The sequence below is a fragment of the Herbaspirillum lusitanum genome (genome assembly GCF_046025995.1).
Classification (GTDB): Bacteria; Pseudomonadota; Gammaproteobacteria; order Burkholderiales; family Burkholderiaceae_D; genus Herbaspirillum; species Herbaspirillum lusitanum_A.
Genome location: NZ_JAQQFM010000008.1, coordinates 100,745 through 117,560, shown reverse-complemented (window position 1 = coordinate 117,560; position 16,816 = coordinate 100,745). Strand labels below are relative to the sequence as shown.

General features: G+C 58.3%; 14 protein-coding genes. 11 read left to right on the top strand and 3 right to left on the bottom strand.

Annotated elements, in window-relative coordinates:
- Positions 1-86: 86 nt before the first annotated feature.
- The 3 genes from PQR62_RS18505 to ompA form a co-directional block, all read right to left on the bottom strand.
- Entirely contained in the window at positions 87-749 is a 663-nt protein-coding gene (locus tag PQR62_RS18505) for an HAD family hydrolase (RefSeq protein WP_408159482.1), read from the bottom strand.
- Between the two features lie 151 nt (positions 750-900).
- On the bottom strand, positions 901-1,599 hold the full coding sequence (ubiG, locus tag PQR62_RS18500) for a bifunctional 2-polyprenyl-6-hydroxyphenol methylase/3-demethylubiquinol 3-O-methyltransferase UbiG (RefSeq protein ID WP_408159481.1): 699 nt from the start codon (positions 1,597-1,599) through the stop codon (positions 901-903).
- A gap of 123 nt (positions 1,600-1,722) precedes the next feature.
- Positions 1,723-2,337, bottom strand: a complete 615-nt coding sequence (gene ompA, locus PQR62_RS18495) for an outer membrane protein OmpA (protein WP_408159480.1) — start codon at positions 2,335-2,337, stop codon at positions 1,723-1,725.
- Between the two features lie 818 nt (positions 2,338-3,155).
- Here ompA and gyrA point away from each other — a divergent pair.
- The 11 genes from gyrA (at position 3,156) to lapB (ending at position 16,784) form a co-directional block, all read left to right on the top strand.
- Positions 3,156-5,852: a DNA gyrase subunit A gene (gene gyrA / locus PQR62_RS18490; protein WP_408159479.1), complete on the top strand. Its 2,697-nt coding sequence runs from the start codon at positions 3,156-3,158 to the stop codon at positions 5,850-5,852.
- Positions 5,853-5,913: 61 nt separating this feature from the next.
- Complete coding sequence (gene serC / locus PQR62_RS18485) at positions 5,914-7,029, top strand: 3-phosphoserine/phosphohydroxythreonine transaminase (RefSeq protein ID WP_408159478.1); 1,116 nt, start codon at positions 5,914-5,916, stop codon at positions 7,027-7,029.
- Between the two features lie 136 nt (positions 7,030-7,165).
- Positions 7,166-8,239 carry a prephenate dehydratase gene (gene pheA / locus PQR62_RS18480; protein ID WP_408159477.1) on the top strand — a complete coding sequence of 358 codons (1,074 nt, stop codon included), beginning with the start codon at positions 7,166-7,168 and terminating at the stop codon, positions 8,237-8,239.
- A 90-nt stretch (positions 8,240-8,329) separates the two neighbouring features.
- Positions 8,330-9,436 (top strand): histidinol-phosphate transaminase, encoded by a 1,107-nt coding sequence (gene hisC / locus PQR62_RS18475; RefSeq protein ID WP_408159700.1) that lies wholly within the window; start codon positions 8,330-8,332, stop codon positions 9,434-9,436.
- A gap of 61 nt (positions 9,437-9,497) precedes the next feature.
- Complete coding sequence (locus PQR62_RS18470; protein ID WP_408159699.1) at positions 9,498-10,412, top strand: prephenate dehydrogenase; 915 nt, start codon at positions 9,498-9,500, stop codon at positions 10,410-10,412.
- Positions 10,413-10,556: 144 nt separating this feature from the next.
- Positions 10,557-11,888, top strand: coding sequence for a 3-phosphoshikimate 1-carboxyvinyltransferase (aroA, locus tag PQR62_RS18465; protein ID WP_408159476.1), 1,332 nt, complete (start codon positions 10,557-10,559; stop codon positions 11,886-11,888).
- Between the two features lie 57 nt (positions 11,889-11,945).
- The gene (gene cmk, locus PQR62_RS18460) at positions 11,946-12,614 is read left to right on the top strand and encodes a (d)CMP kinase (protein WP_408159475.1); all 669 of its coding nucleotides are present in this window, start codon (positions 11,946-11,948) and stop codon (positions 12,612-12,614) included.
- A 315-nt stretch (positions 12,615-12,929) separates the two neighbouring features.
- Positions 12,930-14,645 (top strand): 30S ribosomal protein S1, encoded by a 1,716-nt coding sequence (rpsA, locus tag PQR62_RS18455; protein ID WP_408159474.1) that lies wholly within the window; start codon positions 12,930-12,932, stop codon positions 14,643-14,645.
- A gap of 14 nt (positions 14,646-14,659) precedes the next feature.
- The gene (locus PQR62_RS18450; RefSeq protein WP_408159473.1) at positions 14,660-14,965 is read left to right on the top strand and encodes an integration host factor subunit beta; all 306 of its coding nucleotides are present in this window, start codon (positions 14,660-14,662) and stop codon (positions 14,963-14,965) included.
- A 301-nt stretch (positions 14,966-15,266) separates the two neighbouring features.
- Complete coding sequence (locus PQR62_RS18445; protein ID WP_408159472.1) at positions 15,267-15,593, top strand: LapA family protein; 327 nt, start codon at positions 15,267-15,269, stop codon at positions 15,591-15,593.
- Between the two features lie 15 nt (positions 15,594-15,608).
- Positions 15,609-16,784 (top strand): lipopolysaccharide assembly protein LapB, encoded by a 1,176-nt coding sequence (gene lapB / locus PQR62_RS18440; protein WP_408159471.1) that lies wholly within the window; start codon positions 15,609-15,611, stop codon positions 16,782-16,784.
- The last annotated feature ends 32 nt before the right edge of the window (positions 16,785-16,816 follow it).

The window sequence follows — 16,816 nt, the reverse complement described above, 5'->3', positions numbered from 1 at the left end:
GTGCGAGCAGGCTCGCGGCCGGGCATTGCCTGGTGTTCTGAATGATGAGTGCGCAATGTCCGGCGAGGTGGTTCGGAGCGGCTATCTTAGAGCAAACTCAGCAGTTGTTGCGGCTCGTGCAGCAGCGCATCGGCTTCCCAGGTTTCCGGCTCGACGTGGCCGCAATAACCCCAGGCGGCGGCGATGGTCGGCATGCCAGCCGCGCGCCCGGCCTGGATGTCGCGCAGATCGTCGCCAACGTACCAGCATTCTTGCGGCTCCAGCTGCAGGCGTTGAGCGGCTTCCAGCAGTGGCGCCGGATGCGGTTTCGGATGCGGCGTGGTGTCACCCGACACGATGCAGCCGGCGTGGCCCAGGCCGATCAGCGGCACCAGCGGGTCGGTGAAGCGCGAAGCCTTGTTGGTGACAATCCCCCAGGCGATGCCTTGCTTGTCCAGCTGCGCCAGCATTTCAATTACGCCTTCGAACAGCGTGCTGTGTACGACCAGGGCGCTTTCATAGGTGTTGAGGAAGCTCACGCGCAGCGCTTCGTAGCGTTCATCATCGGGACGAATGCCGAATGCCGCGCCGATCAACCCGCGCGCGCCGGCGGAAGCAACCGGGCGCAATTGTTCGTAAGGCGTGGCGTCGAGCCCGCGTTCGGCGCGCAGTTGATTGACGGCGGCGGCGAGGTCAGGCGCAGTGTCGGCCAGCGTGCCATCGAGATCGAACAGAATGGCTTTGGGTTTGGTGAGCTTGTTCAATGGCATGAGGATTCAGCAGACGTGATGAGAGGCCCGTTTAGGACACGGAATTCTTGATTTTGTTGCGACCGGATGGCAGGGAGCCAAAGGCCGTGATGCCGACGTAGCGATGTGAGCTGGAGAAGCCGTTTGATGCGTGATGGCTTCGCTTTTTTCATTACTGAGCCGGCTTGCTGCAGGCCACCAGATAGTTGACGTCAGTGTCCTGATTCAAGGAATAGATCTTGGTCAGCGGGTTGTAGCTGAGGCCCTTGAAGCCATCGATGTCCAGACCGGCCTGCCGCGTGTATTGCGCCAGCTCGGCCGGCGTGATGAACTTGGCGTAATCATGCGTGCCTTTGGGCAGCATGCGCAGCAAGTATTCGGCGCCGAGAATCGCCAGCAGATAAGCTTTCGGATTGCGATTGAGTGTCGAGAAGAAGATCTTGCCGCCAGGTTTGGCCAGCGTCGCGCAGGCGCGCACGATGGAGGACGGATCAGGCACGTGTTCCAGCATTTCCATGCAGGTCACGATATCAAACTGGCCCGGTTCGCGCAGTGCCAGATCTTCCGCTGCGATCTTTTCGTAACGCACCTGGACGCCGGATTCCATACTGTGGAGGTCGGCGACTTTCAGGGCTTTGTCCGAGAGATCGATGCCGGTAACGTCGGCGCCTTTGGCAGCCATCGATTCGGCCAGAATACCTCCGCCGCAACCGATGTCGACGACTTTCCTGCCGGCCAGCGGAGCGCGCGCGTTGATCCATTCAAGGCGCAGCGGATTGATTTCGTGCAGGGGACGGAATTCGGAAGTGGGGTCCCACCAATGGTGAGCCAGTTCACTGAATTTCTGAAGTTCTAAGGGATCGGCATTCATAGCCTGAATGATAGCCCAAAGAGCCGGAAGTTCAGAATGGCCTGCATCAAATTTCCCGATGCAAATGGAATTCCCATAAAAAAACCCCGCCGGAGCGGGGTTTGATCTTGCTGCGTGTATCGATTACTTGCGGGTGCCCACAACTTCGATTTCAACGCGGCGGTTCTTAGCGCGGCCAGCTGCAGTCTTGTTGTCTGCGACTGGTTGCGATTTGCCCTTGCCTTCAGTGTAGACGCGGTTGGCTTCAACACCCTTGGAAACCAGGTATGCCTTGACCGATTCAGCGCGGCGAACCGACAGCTTCTGGTTGTAAGCAACCGAACCGACCGAGTCAGTGTGACCGACTGCGATGATGACTTCCAGGTTCAGCTTGCCCAGGTTTGCGACCAGCTCATCCAGCTTCGACTTGCCAGCTGGCTTCAGGACAGCCTTGTCGAAGTCGAAGAATGCGTCAGCAGCGTAAGTAACTTTTTCCGATGTCGGAGCAGCAGCAGGAGCGGCCGGAGCAGCAGCTGGAGCAGCAGCAACCGGTGCTGGTGCAGGCGGCTCTTCGCAAGGACCGTTTACATATGCGGTATTCCAGCACAGACCGTAGCCGCTGCGAGTTACAACGTCACGGCCATCTTGCAGGTACAGGCTGTTAGGACGGACTTTGATGTCCTTCACTTCTTGCGCTGTTGCAGACAATGCGATGGCTGCGGACGCAGCAGCGAAGACGAGTTTTGCTAATTTGTTCATGTTTCTCCTCTCGGGTGAGATATCCGCAGATAAACTGCGCTACAAGATTACGACATCAAAAAAATGAATAATATCATGTGTTCAGGTCGTCACATGCCCTCTTTTCTAGAGGGGGCAAGCGATGAACTTAGTCGCCATTCTGCCACAGGGTGGTGCGATCAGCGAGGCTTGCCAATTAGACGGAGCAACGTTTTTGGCGCTGTGTTGTTTATGCGCAACGTCGCTTTTGCGGCGTATTTTGCTGGGAAGTTTGTAGGAAAAGCGGCAATTTAAAATGAAATTTCCTTATTTTTCAGTCATTTCGGAGTGGATGCATCTTGCATAAAAATACACGCGTGGACGGGGAAACGGGTGCAAAGGGATAAACAAGGAAAACCCCGATGGTGTGACCAAAGTAAATCTGAGTGACTTGCGCGGACCGAAATTAGAGAAATGTGAGTGCCCGCCTGGAATTTCCTTGATGCTACTTTCGGTTTTTGGCTATCCCATCTGCTTATATATATTAGGTGGATGATTTCGGCGGACGATTTGCCTTGCTCTTCGCTTTATTGTTGCTTGTCTTTTTGTTATCTATGGCATTAATCAGGCGCAGTTGCTTCCCGTCGTGCTGATCCCGTTATGCATCAGTTTCCCCCTGGGAATTATCGCCGCGTGCCGCCCTGGTCGAATGCTGGGCCTTTCAAGGCTGTTTTACGGCCCGCCAGTGCCCTTGGCGCGTCTTGGCAGCCCCCCGGCGTGCTAAAATGTTTGGTTTGAAGCACGCGGTTTAGCTGGTCACAGCGTGGCTTCCCCATCAAGAAACATCTTCAGAATCGCCAATGGATCAATTCGCCAAAGAAACAATCCCCATTTCCCTCGAAGAAGAGATGCGCAAGAGTTACCTCGATTACGCGATGAGCGTGATCGTGGGTCGTGCTTTGCCGGACGTGCGCGACGGTTTGAAGCCGGTGCACCGGCGCGTGCTGTTTGCGATGCACGAAATGAACAACGTGTGGAATCGCCCATTCGTTAAATGCGCGCGCGTGGTCGGTGAAGTCATGGGTAAGTATCACCCCCACGGCGATGCCTCGATTTACGACACGCTGGTGCGGATGGCGCAGGATTTCTCGCTGCGCTATACGCTGGTGGACGGTCAGGGCAACTTCGGCTCCATCGATGGCGACGGTGCTGCGGCGATGCGTTACACCGAGTGCCGGCTGGACAAGATCGCCAACGAATTGCTTGCCGATATCGAAAAGGAAACCGTCGATTTCGTGCCCAACTACGACGGCAAGGAAAAAGAGCCGTCGGTGCTGCCGACCCGTATTCCCAATCTGCTGATCAACGGTTCTTCCGGTATCGCGGTGGGGATGGCAACCAATATTCCCCCGCATAACATCACCGAAGTGGTCAACGGCGCACTGCACGTGCTGAGCAATGCCGACTGCACGGTGGATGAGCTGATCGAAATCATCCCGGCGCCTGATTTTCCGACCGGCGCCATCATTTACGGCGTATCCGGCGTGCGCGACGGTTATCGCACCGGCCGCGGCCGTGTGGTGATGCGCGCCAAGACGCACTTCGAAGAGTATGGCCGCGAAGGTCGTACTGCGATCATCGTTGATGAGCTGCCGTATCAGGTCAACAAGAAGGCGCTGCTGGAACGCATCGCCGAACTGGTGCGCGACAAGAAGCTGGAAGGCATTTCCGATCTGCGCGACGAGTCGGACAAGTCCGGCATGCGCGTGGTGATCGAACTCAAGCGCGGCGAAGTGCCTGAAGTCGTGCTGAACAATCTGTACAAGCAGACTCAGCTGCAAGACACTTTCGGCATGAACATGGTGGCGCTGGTGGACGGTCAGCCCAAGCTGCTGAATCTGAAGCAGATGCTGGAATGCTTCCTCTCGCATCGCCGCGAAGTGGTCACGCGCCGCACGATTTTCGAACTGCGCAAGGCGCGCGAACGCGGTCACGTATTGGAAGGTCTGGCGGTCGCACTGGCCAATATCGATGATTTCATCGCCATCATCCGAGCCGCGCCGACGCCGCCTATCGCCAAGGCCGAACTGATGACGCGCGCCTGGGATTCCTCCGTGGTGCGCGAGATGCTGGCGCGTACCGGCGCTGAAAACACCGGCGGCATCGAAGCCTTCCGTCCGGAACATCTGCCTGCGCATTACGGCATTCAGGCCGACGGCCTGTACAAGCTGTCGGATGAGCAAGCCCAGGAAATCCTGCAGATGCGTCTGCAACGTCTGACCGGTCTCGAGCAGGACAAGATCGTCAACGAGTACAAGGATGTCATGGCGCAGATCGCCGACCTGCTGGATATCTTGTCCAAGCCGGCACGTGTCACCGCCATCATTACCGATGAGCTGAATGCAGCGAAGAACGATTTCGGCATCGGCGCCAAGGACGAACGTCGTTCCACCATCGAACTGAACGCCACCGATCTCGGCACCGAAGATCTGATCACGCCGCAAGATCTGGTCGTGACCTTGTCACATACCGGCTACATGAAGTCGCAGCCGGTGTCCGAATACCGTGCGCAGAAACGCGGCGGTCGCGGCAAGCAGGCCATGGCGACCAAGGACGACGACTGGATCGATCAGCTCTTCATCGCCAACACGCACGACTACATTCTGTGCTTCTCCAACCGCGGCCGCATGTACTGGCTGAAGGTGTGGGAAGTGCCGCAAGGTTCGCGCAACTCGCGCGGCAAGCCTATCGTCAACATGTTCCCGCTGCAGGATGGCGAAAAGATCACGGTCATTCTGCCGGTCTCCGGCGAGAACCGTACTTTCCCTGAGGACCGTTACGTCTTCATGTCGACCAGCCTCGGCACCGTCAAGAAAACACCGCTGTCCGACTTCAGCAATCCACGCAAGGCCGGCATCATCGCGGTCGATCTGGATGAGGGCGATTTCCTGATCGGCGCAGCGCTGACTGATGGCCAGCACGACGTGATGCTGTTCTCCGATTCCGGCAAGGCCGTGCGTTTCGACGAAAACGATGTGCGTCCGATGGGGCGTACGGCACGCGGCGTGCGCGGCATGAACCTGGAAGAAGGTCAGCAGGTCATCGCCTTGCTGGTCGCTGAAAACGAACAGCAGTCGGTGCTGACGGCAACCGAAAACGGTTACGGCAAGCGTACTCCGATCACCGAGTACACGCGCCATGGCCGCGGCACCAAGGGCATGATCGCGATCCAGACCAGCGAGCGCAACGGCAAGGTCGTTGCCGCCACGCTGGTCGAGCCGACCGATGAAATCATGCTGATCACTACTGGTGGCGTGCTGATCCGCACCCGTGTCGCAGAGATTCGCGAAATGGGTCGTGCGACTCAGGGCGTGACCCTGATTTCGGTGGAAGACGGCACCAAGCTGAGCGGTCTGCAGCGCGTGGTCGAGTCGGATGTGGAAGAAGAGCGTCTGGAAGGTGCGGAAGGATCGGAAGCGACCAATTCGGCTGAAGGCGAAGCGCCGGCAGCCGGCGACGAAACTCCGGATACGCCAGATACTCCGGCCGCCGAGTAATACGATGAACGCAGGGCGGTCAGCCTGATCAGGCGACCGCCCTTTTTGATTGTGATCTGACATGGTCTATAACTTTTCCCCGGGTCCGGCAGCCTTGCCGCGAGAAGTGCTGCAGCAGGCAGCTGAAGAGATGCTGGACTGGCATGGCAGTGGCATGTCCGTGATGGAAATGAGTCATCGCGGCAAAGAGTTCATGTCCATCCTTGAGGCCGCGCTGCAGGATCTGCGCGATCTGCTCAACATCCCCTCCAATTACAAAGTGCTGTTCCTGCAGGGCGGAGCGATTGCGGAAAACGCGATTGTGCCGATGAACCTGGCCGGTTTGCGTTCGCCGTCGGGGCAGCCGCGTCAGCCCGGCGTTGCCGATTACATCGAAACCGGCTCGTGGTCGACCAAGTCGATCAAGGAGGCCAGCCGTTATTGCCGGGTGAATGTGGCGGCCTCGTCGGCCGCTGAAAAATTCGCACGCATTCCCGCGCGCGCCGACTGGAAGCTGAGCAAGGATGCTGCCTACGTGCATCTCTGCACCAACGAAACCATCGATGGCGCCGAATACCATTTCACGCCGGATGTCGCCGCCGACACCAACAACGCGCCGCTGGTGGCGGACATGTCTTCGCACATTCTGTCGCGCGAAATCGATATCTCCAGATACGGTGTCATCTACGGCGGCGCGCAAAAGAATATCGGTCCGGCCGGCGTCACGCTGCTGATCGTGCGCGAAGACTTGCTGGGTCATGCCTTGCCGTCCTGTCCTTCCGCTTTCAACTGGAAGATCGTGGCCGACAACGACTCCATGTACAACACGCCGCCGACCTACGCGATCTACATCGCCGGTCTGGTGTTCCAGTGGCTCAAGCGCCAGGGTGGCGTGGCGGCGATGGAGGCGCGCAATATTGCCAAGGCCGAACTGCTGTACGGTTATCTGGACAGCTCGGCGTTCTACAGTAATCGCATCGCAGCGGATTGCCGCTCGCGCATGAACGTGCCGTTTTATCTGCGCGACGATACATTGAACGAAACATTTCTGGCCGGCGCCAAAGAGCGCGGTCTGCTGCAGCTGAAAGGCCACAAGTCGGTCGGCGGCATGCGTGCATCGATTTACAACGCGATGCCAATCGAAGGTGTACAAGCGCTGGTCGATTATTTAAAAGAATTCGAAAAGAAGCAGGGCTAAGCATGTGTTTGGGGTGGGGTCGGCAACGACTGTACGCCACTTTCATTCTGGCCTGCGCATGGACTATCGCCGTCTGCGGTTCTGCCCGATTCAAGTGGCGGGGCCGCCAGACGGCCTCGAATCGGGAAGATAAAAAATGAGCGACGACAAGCTGCTGCCATTGCGTCAGAAAATTGATGCGATCGACGCGCAGATACTCGACCTGCTGAACCAGCGCGCACGCGTCGCGCAGGAAGTCGGCCACGTCAAGGCCGAGACCAATGCGCCGGTGTTCCGCCCTGAGCGCGAAGCGCAGGTGCTGCGCAAGGCCGCCGAACGCAATCCGGGACCCTTGCTGGGCACCGATATTCAGACTATTTTCCGGGAAGTGATGTCGGCTTGCCGCGCGCTGGAAAAGCGTGTGGTGGTGGCCTACCTCGGCCCGGCGGGCACCTTCAGCGAACAGGCCGTGTATCAGCAATTCGGCCATGCGGTCGAAGGTCTGTCCTGCGTGTCCATCGACGAAGTGTTTCGCGATGCGGAAGCCGGCACCGCCGATTTCGGCGTGGTGCCGATCGAGAATTCTTCGGAGGGCGTGATCAATCGCACGCTCGATCTGCTGCTGCAGACGACCTTGTCGATCAGCGGCGAAATCTCGATCCCGGTGCATCACAGCCTGATGACCAAGGGAGGCGGCATGGACGGCATCACTCGCATCTGCGCCCATTCGCAAGCGCTGGCGCAATGCAATGCCTGGCTCAATCAAAACTATCCGCAGATCCAGCGGCAGGCCGTGGCGTCGAATGCCGAAGCCGCGCGCATGGCCAGCGACGACACTTCGGTGGCGGCGATTGCCGGCGAGATCGCCGGACAAAAATACAATCTGCAAACCGTCAACGCGCACATTCAGGACGACCCGCACAATCGCACGCGCTTTGCCGTGATCGGTCGTCTGCATACGGCGCCGTCAGGCCGCGATCAGACTTCTATCGTGTTGTCGGTGCCGAACAAGGCCGGCGCCGTCTACAAGTTGCTGGCGCCGCTGGCAGAGCACGGCGTGTCGATGACGCGTTTTGAATCGCGTCCGGCGCGCATGGGCGCGTGGGAGTACTACTTTTACGTCGATCTTGAAGGCCACGAGCAGGACGAGAAAGTGGCGCGTGCGCTGGCCGAACTGAAACAGAATGCGGCATTTTTCAAGTTGCTGGGTTCCTATCCGCTGGCGCTGTAAATCCGGCGGCGCGTCTGAGGTGCCGAGATTTGCCAGGGCGCGCTGATATGCGAATGCCCGTTCCCGATTAAATCAATTCGAAGGTCAATGATGTCGATACAACTTGCTCCGGAATATGTGCGCGCCATCGCGCCTTATCAGGCCGGTAAACCCATCGCCGAGGTGGCGCGTGAATTCGGCCTCGATGAAGCCAGCATCGTCAAACTGGCCTCCAACGAAAATCCGCTGGGCATGCCGGCATCGGCCAAGCTGGCGATGCAGCAGGCAATGGCTGAGTTGGGGCGTTATCCCGATGCCAACGGCTTCGAACTGAAGGCGGCGATCGGCGCCAAGTACGATGTGCCGCAAAGCTGGATCACGCTGGGCAATGGCAGTAACGACATTCTGGAAATCGCCGCACACGCTTTTGTGCAGCCGGGGCAGTCGGTGGTGTATGCGCAATATGGTTTTCTGGTCTACGCGCTGGCGACGCAAGCCGTCGGCGCGCGCGCCATCGAAGTGCCTGCCAAGGACTTCGGTCACGATCTGGCTGCGATGGCCGAGGCGATCACCGAGGACACGCGTCTGGTGTATCTGGCCAACCCGAATAATCCGACCGGCACCTTTGTTTCCGCCGCCGAACTGGAAGCATTTCTGAAGGCAGTGCCGGCGCACGTTGTGGTGGTACTGGACGAGGCTTACAACGAATATCTGGCGGCCGAGCAGCAATATGAATCGACGCAGTGGGTGCGCACCTATCCGAATCTGGTCGTGTCGCGCACCATGTCCAAGGCTTATGGCCTGGCCGGTCTGCGCGTCGGCTTTGCGATTGCGCAACCGGCGGTGACCGATCTGATGAATCGCATCCGTCAACCGTTCAACGTCAATTCGCTGGCGCAGGCCGCTGCGATTGCGGCGCTGAACGACAAGGCGTTTCTGCAGCAGAGCGCTGAAGTGAATGCTGCCGGTTATCGTCAGTTGATTACCGCCTTCGATGAGTTGGGCCTGACCTATGTACCGTCCTTCGGCAACTTCGTGCTGGTGCAGGTCGGCACGGATGACGCTGCCGGTGCGCGCGTCAATCTGGCGCTGTTGAAGAAGGGCATCATCGTGCGTCCGGTTGCGAATTACGGTCTGCCGCAATGGCTGCGCATTTCCATCGGCTTGCCGGAAGAAAACGCCGCCTTCATCGCCGCGCTGAAAAGTGTGCTGGCCTGATCAGTCTTCTGATCAAGGTTTCCTGAATGACTGACTAGCGGAATTAGCCTTGAGTCGTATCGTGTTCAATAAAGTTCTTATCTGCGGTGTCGGCCTGATCGGCGGATCGTTTGCGCTGGCGCTGAAAAAAGCCGGCGCAGCGCGCCAGATCGTCGGCGTCGGCCGTTCTGCCGCCAGCCTTGCGCGCGCCCAGGAACTGGGTATCATCGATGCCGCCGCGACCGATATCGCCGCCGCCATGGACGGCGCCGATCTGGTCTTGATCGCTGCACCCGTGGCACAGACCGGCGCAATACTGCGCTCGCTGGCGCCTTATCTGAAGCCCGGCGTCATTGTCACCGACGCGGGAAGCACCAAGGGCGACGTGGTTGCCGCAGCGCGTGCCGAGTTGGGTGACATGATCAATCAGTTCGTGCCTGGTCACCCGATTGCCGGGCGCGAATCCAACGGTCCGGATGCCGCCATCGACGATTTGTACGTCGGCAAGAAAGTGGTGCTGACCGCGCTGCCGGAAAACAGTGCGGCAGATGTCGAGCGTGTCGCATCCGCCTGGCTGGCCTGCGGCGCGGTGATCCATCGTTTGTCCGCGCAGGAACATGACGCGGTGTTCGCTTCCGTGAGTCATCTGCCGCACGTGCTGGCTTATGCGCTGGTGGCTGACATTGCGGCCAAGCCGCATGCGGCGACGCTGTTTCAATATGCGGCCAGCGGCTTTCGCGACTTCACGCGTATTTCCGGTTCCTCGCCGGAAATGTGGCGCGACATCTCGCTGGCCAATCGTGATGCGCTATTGCAAGAGGTAGATGCTTATCTGATGCAACTGACGCGCATGCGGCAGATGCTGGCGGAGAGTGACGGTGCGGCGCTGGAAGACGTCTACACCACTGCGCAAAAGGCGCGGCTGGATTGGATGGCGGCCATCGAGGCGGCGGAAAAGAATCGGCGCGAACCGGCGCGCGAGCAAGGCGGCGACTGAGCTTGCGTACAATGCAAGCTGAGCTTTGCGACGCTCATTCATGTTCGTTTTGCATGCATGATGTTGCCAGCCGTACTGAATGACACCTCCATGTCCCCGCCATCGCGGCCTGTGTCCCTATCAATGAAGTGAAAATCTGAACCGATGAAGCAGCCTTATTACCCCCACCATATCGATCTGGCGCCGGCGGCGCATGTGCAGGGCACGGTCAAGTTGCCGGGTTCGAAGAGTATTTCCAATCGCATCCTGTTGCTGGCGGCCTTGAGCGCCGGCAGCACGCGCATCATGGATCTGCTGGCTTCGGACGACACCCTGGTGATGCTGATGGCTTTGCAGCAACTGGGCGTGAAGTGGGAACAGATAGAAGGCACGCAAAACTACATCGTGCACGGCGTCGACGGTCAATTGCCGGTGCATCAGGCCGATTTGTTCATGGGTAACGCCGGCACCGCGATCCGTCCGCTGACGGCTGCGCTGGCGGTGCTGGGCGGCGACTACACGCTGCACGGCGTGCCGCGCATGCATGAGCGGCCGATCGGCGATCTGGTCGATGCCCTCAATGAAGTCGGCATGCGGATTGAATACACCGGCAATCCCGGCTATCCGCCGTTGCATGTACGACGCGGTCAGCTGGCGGCGCACAGCATGAAGGTGCGCGGCAATGTATCGAGCCAGTTCCTGACGGCCTTGCTGATGGCGGCGCCGCTGATGGCGCGCGAGCAGGCCATGCGCATCGACGTGGTGGGAGAGCTGATTTCCAAGCCGTATATCGAAATCACGCTGAATCTGATGCGCCGCTTCGGCGTGGACGTACAGCGCGACGGCTGGCAGAGTTTCATGATTGAGGCCGAGCAGAGCTATCAGAGTCCGGGCGTGATTCATGTCGAAGGCGATGCGTCTTCGGCGTCCTACTTCCTGGCGGCGGGCGCCATCACCGGCGGTCCGGTGCGGGTCGAAGGCGTCGGGCGCGACAGCATTCAGGGCGACGTACGTTTCGTCGAAGCGCTGCGCCAGATGGGCGCGACCATCGAAGTCGGCGACAACTGGATCGAGGCTTCGTCGAATGGGCCGCTCAAGGCCATCGACGCCGATTTCAATCATATTCCCGATGCCGCAATGACTATCGCGGTGGCTGCCTTGTATGCCGACGGTCCCAGCACCTTGCGCAATATCGGCAGCTGGCGCGTCAAGGAAACCGACCGCCTGTCGGCCATGGCGACCGAGCTGCGCAAGCTGGGTGCACAAGTCGAAGAGGGCGCGGATTACCTCAAGGTCACGCCGCCGGCGGCGATGGAGCCGGCCACCATCGATACTTACGACGATCACCGCATGGCGATGTGCTTCTCGTTGGCGTCGCTGGATGGCAAACTGCTGCAAGGCACACGGATTCGCATCAACGATCCCAAATGCGTGGCCAAGACTTTCCCCGACTACTTCAAGGTCTTCGAGGAAATCGCTGAGCAGACGCTGATCTGATGCCTTGCCTCAATAATGTTTTCCACTCAACTGATTTACTGAAGAACGGGATTTCCCATGGATAAGGCAATAATTCCCGTCATTACGATCGACGGTCCGACCGCTTCGGGCAAAGGCACGGTCGCGCAGAAGGTCGCGCAGCAACTGGGGTTTCACTATCTTGACTCGGGGGCCTTGTATCGCCTGACCGCCTTGTCGGTATTGCGCCGGGCGACGCCGATGAACGACGATCACGCGCTGGCCAAGGTCGCGGAGCACCTGCATTGCCATTTCGACGGCGGCCATATTTTTCTGGCCAATGAAGACGTGACCCAAGCTATCCGTGCTGAAGAAGTTGGTAATACGGCATCGAAAATCGCCGCCTTTCAGACCGTGCGCCAGGCGCTGTATGGTCTGCAACTGGGCTTTCGCAAGCCGCCCGGGCTGGTGGCGGACGGCCGCGACATGGGGACGGTGATTTTCCCGACGGCAAGATTGAAGGTGTTTTTGACCGCAAGTGTGGAAGCGCGTGCGCAAAGACGTTATAAGCAATTGATTGACAAGGGTTTTTCTGCTAGTATGCAAGACCTTTCGAAGGATTTGAGAGAACGCGACGAGCGCGACATGAATCGTGCCTCGGCTCCGCTCAAACCGGCTGAGAACGCGTATCACCTGGATACTTCCGACATGACTGCTGATGAAGCGGTGCAGAAAGTGCTGGGCTGGTATGCCGCTGTGGGTCATTGATCAAGTGATCCCCCGAAAAGAATAAAAAGCAGTCAAAAGAATAAAAGCAGTAGAAGCAGATACACGCAGCAAATCAATCCAGATGCGCGCAGCACCCGATTCAGATGCGGCGCCATTCGGATTTGTTGTGGCGAGAATTAGTAGCAGTGAATGCAGCACGCAGTAAAACAAAGAAGTAAATAAACGTCGTCCCTGGTGCCCAACAGATGCAAAGTCTGGCGGGCGTTGTAAAACCTAACCCTCTATTCGTTCCGGTGATTTTGCTGGTTGTCTGATCGGACAAGCGAATATTGGCCAAAACCTTTCTTTTCTCATATGTCTACCACTACCGTACTGGCTCATGGCGCAGATTTCGCTACTGAGTTTGCAGCCCTTTTTGAAGAATCGCTGTCGCGTCAGGACATGCGTTCTGGTGAAGTCATTTCGGCTGAAGTCGTCCGCCTCGACCATAACTTCGTTATCGTCAACGCCGGCCTGAAGTCCGAAGCCTTCATTCCTGTTGAAGAATTCAAGAACGACAACGGTGAACTCGAAGTCAACGTTGGCGATTTCATTTCCGTCGCAATCGAGTCGCTGGAAAACGGCTTCGGCGACACCATCCTGTCGCGCGACAAGGCCAAGCGTCTGGCATCGTGGCTCTCGCTGGAAAAGGCGATGGAGTCCGGCGAGATCGTTACCGGTACTGTCAATGGCAAGGTCAAGGGCGGTCTGACCGTTCTGACCAACGGCATTCGTGCCTTCCTGCCGGGTTCGCTGGTCGACACCCGTCCGGTCAAGGACACTACGCCTTTCGAAGGCAAGACCCTGGAATTCAAGGTCATCAAGCTGGACCGCAAGCGCAACAACGTGGTGCTGTCGCGCCGCGCTGTGATCGAAGCCTCGATGGGCGAAGAACGCGCAAAGCTGATGGAAACCCTGAAGGAGGGTACGGTCGTTACCGGTATCGTCAAGAACATCACCGACTACGGCGCGTTCGTGGATCTGGGCGGCATCGATGGTCTGCTGCACATCACCGATCTGGCATGGCGTCGTGTGCGTCACCCGTCGGAAGTGCTGTCGGTTGGCCAGGAAATCACTGCCAAGGTCCTCAAGTACGATCAAGAAAAGAACCGCGTTTCGCTGGGCGTCAAGCAACTGGGCGACGATCCATGGACCGGTCTGTCGCGTCGTTACCCGCAAGGCACACGCCTGTTCGGCAAGGTCACGAACCTGACCGACTACGGTGCGTTCGTTGAAGTCGAGCAAGGCATCGAAGGTCTGGTGCACGTCTCCGAAATGGACTGGACCAACAAGAACGTCGCGCCTAACAAGGTTGTTCAGCTGGGCGACGAAGTTGAAGTCATGGTTCTGGAAATCGATGAAGAGCGTCGCCGTATCAGCCTGGGCATGAAGCAATGCAAGGCGAATCCTTGGGACGACTTCGCGATCACTCACAAGAAGGGCGACAAGGTCAAGGGCGCAATCAAGTCGATCACCGACTTCGGCGTGTTCATCGGCCTGCCAGGCAACATCGACGGTCTGGTTCACCTGTCCGACCTGTCCTGGACCGAAGCTGGCGAAGAAGCCGTGCGCAAGTTCAAGAAGGGCGACGAACTGGAAGCAGTCGTGCTGGCAATCGATGTGGAACGCGAGCGCGTTTCCCTGGGCGTCAAGCAACTGGAAGGCGATCCGTTCAACAACTTCGCTGCAATGAACGACAAGGGTGCACTGGTCAACGGTACAGTCAAGTCGGTCGAGCCTAAGGGCGCAGTGATTCAGTTGTCGGAAGAAGTCGAAGGCTATCTGCGTGCATCCGAAATCTCCCGCGACCGCGTGGAAGATGCCGGTACTCACCTGAAGGTCGGCGACAGCGTCGAAGCTCTGGTCATCAATATCGACCGCAAGGCGCGCAGCATCCAACTGTCGATCAAGGCAAAGGACAATGCTGAGACCCAAGAAGCAATGCAAAAGATGTCTTCGGACTCCAGCGCTGCTTCCGGTACCACCAGCCTGGGCGCGTTGCTGAAGGCTAAGCTCGACAACAAGAACTGATCTGTCGCTGAATAATGACTAAGTCTGAGCTGATTGCTCGTTTGGCCGAACGTTATCCGCAACTGGTTGCTAAGGATGCGGATTACGCGGTCAAAACCATTCTCGATGCCATGGTTGACGCTCTAGCGGCAGGCCAGCGCATTGAGATCCGGGGGTTCGGCAGTTTCGCGCTGAACCGCCGGCCGCCACGCATCGGCCGCAATCCCAAGTCCGGCGACAAGGTGATGGTGCCCGAAAAACGGGTGCCGCATTTCAAGCCTGGCAAGGAATTGCGCGAGCGCGTGGATGCGATGGTCGGGCAGCCGATCAGGGAAGACTAAGCCAGCGCGACAGCGTGTTGAGCAGCTGGGACGTGCCGTATTCGGCGCGTCAGAGCATGTAAATACGCAGTAACAAAATCAACGGCATCTTTGGATGCCGTTTTTTTTCACGTACAATTTCGTTTTCAATGGGATGTTGCGCTCCATAGCGCGCAAGATGTTCCCGCAAGCCGCCTGATGCCGATTTCAGATGGGCCTCCGAAGTTCTTGCGGCGGCGCTCTGCCGGCTGTGCATCGAGTCGGATTGCTTGCAGCAGCATGCTGTACGGAGCATTTTTTATAATCCACAAGGATAAGCGTCATGAAAATAATTTCCAGATTGATCGCGGTCATCCTCTTCATTTTGTTCTTCTTCTTTGCGCTGAAGAATACTCAGGAAGTCACGCTGCATTTCTTCCTCGGTTACGAACGCACGGATCCGCTGGTGCTGGTGCTGCTGGCCTTCTTCGTGGTTGGCGCGGTGCTTGGCGTATTGGCGATGACGCCTATCGTGTTCCGCCATCGGCGCGAATCGGCGCGGCATCAGAAAGCCCTGGCGCTGCTGCGCCGCGAGCGCGAAGCGGAACTGCAGGCGCAGATTCAGCCGCCACTGCCTGACAGCGTGGTCACGCCTCAGCACTTACTTTAAACCGAGCCTCGTTTTATGGAATTTGAATTCTGGTGGTTACTGGGCATTCCGGTTTTTTTCGGCTTGGGCTGGATTGCCGCGCGTGTCGATATCAATCAATTGCTGTCCGAATCGCGTACCTTGCCGCGTGGTTATTTCAAGGGACTGAATTTCCTGCTCAACGAGCAGCCCGACAAGGCCATCGACGCCTTCATCGAAATCGTCAAACTTGACCCTGAAACCGTAGAGCTGCATTTCGCGCTGGGCAATCTGTTCCGCCGCCGCGGCGAAACCGAGCGTGCCATCCGCGTGCACCAGAATCTGCTGGCGCGTCCGGATCTGGCGGCTGAACAAAAGGCCCAGGCGCAATATGAACTGGGACAGGATTATCTGAAAGCCGGTCTGCTGGATCGCGCAGAAGAAACCTTCAATCATCTGATCGACACCCAATACAGCGCGCAGGCTGGTCGTGCCCTGCTGGAAATCTATCAGCGCGAAAAGGAATGGATGCGGGCCATCAGCGCCGCTGAAATTCTGCAGGCGTCAGGCGCCGGCGGCCGTCAACGCGAGATCGCACAGTTCTATTGCGAACTGGCCGCGGACGAACTGGTGCGTACGCATCCCGATGCGGCTATCGAGCTGCTTGAAAAGGCGCTGGCGACAGATCGCAAGAGCGTGCGCGCCACCATATTGCTGGGCGATGCGCTGCGCGCCAAAGGCGATATCGAGGCCGCACTGGAGTCCTGGCGTCGCGTCGAGCATCAGAGCGTGCCGCATACCGCCCTGGTGGCGCAGCGCCTGATGGATGGTTATCAGGCGGTACACCGCCAGCAGGAAGGCATCAACCTGCTGCGCGCTTATCTGGCTGAGGCGCCGTCCATCGATCTGCTGGAAGTCGTCTTCAAGGCCGTCTTGCAACTGGACGGTATCGCCGCCGCAGATCAGTTGGTTACCGACGAATTGCGCCGCACGCCGACGCTGCTGGGCCTCGATAAATTCCTTGAGGCGCGCATGATGACGGTGCCGCTGCAGGTGCGTCCCGAGCTGGCGGTGGTCAAGACGCTGGTGCATAGCTATACGCAAAAACTGGCGCGCTATCAGTGCAGCCATTGTGGTTTCAAGGCGCGCCAGTTTTACTGGCAGTGCCCCGGTTGCAGCCGTTGGGAAACCTACCCGCCGCGCCGTACCGAAGAACTGAATGTCATCAACTAACCAGAACGCAGCTGCGTTCGCTCTCGAGCAAT